This window comes from Flavobacterium sp. AK-301 (assembly GCF_058310215.1).
In genome coordinates this window covers 1-523 of the sequence record NZ_JBZEES010000054.1, presented here as the reverse complement: position 1 = coordinate 523, position 523 = coordinate 1, and the positions used below count along the sequence as shown (strand labels likewise).

1 pseudogene is annotated in these 523 nt (G+C 66.3%); it reads left to right on the top strand.

Annotated features, from left to right (window positions below):
- Positions 1 to 523 (top strand): annotated as a pseudogene (locus AC4FQX_RS15210) (excinuclease ABC subunit A); the annotation flags it as partial.

Here is a 523-nt window from a genome sequence, read left to right as displayed (position 1 = left end):
CCGCCACCGCCGTGCCGACCGGAGGCCGCATCACCGAAGGGATGGACACCGTGCGGCGACTCGTGCGCGTCGATCAGAAACCGATCGGCCGCACGCCGCGTTCCAACCTTGCCACTTACACGGGCCTGTTCGACCATGTGCGCAAGCTGTTCGCCGACACGCCGCTCGCCCGCAAGCGCCGCTACAGCGCGGGCCGCTTTTCGTTCAACGTGGCGCAAGGCCGTTGCCCGACTTGTGAAGGCGAAGGCTTTGTCAGCGTCGAACTGCTATTTCTACCGAGCGTCTACGCGCCCTGCTCGACATGTCACGGCACGCGCTACAACGCGCAGACGCTGGAAGTCACGTGGCGCGATAAAAACATCGCCGAGGTGCTCCGCCTGACCGTCGACGCCGCCTGCGACTTCTTCGCCGACGAAGCCAGCGTGATGCGCGCGTTGAACGTGCTGCGCGACATCGGCCTGGGCTATCTGCGGCTCGGCCAGCCGGCCACCGAACTGTCCGGCGGCGAAGCCCAGCGCATCAA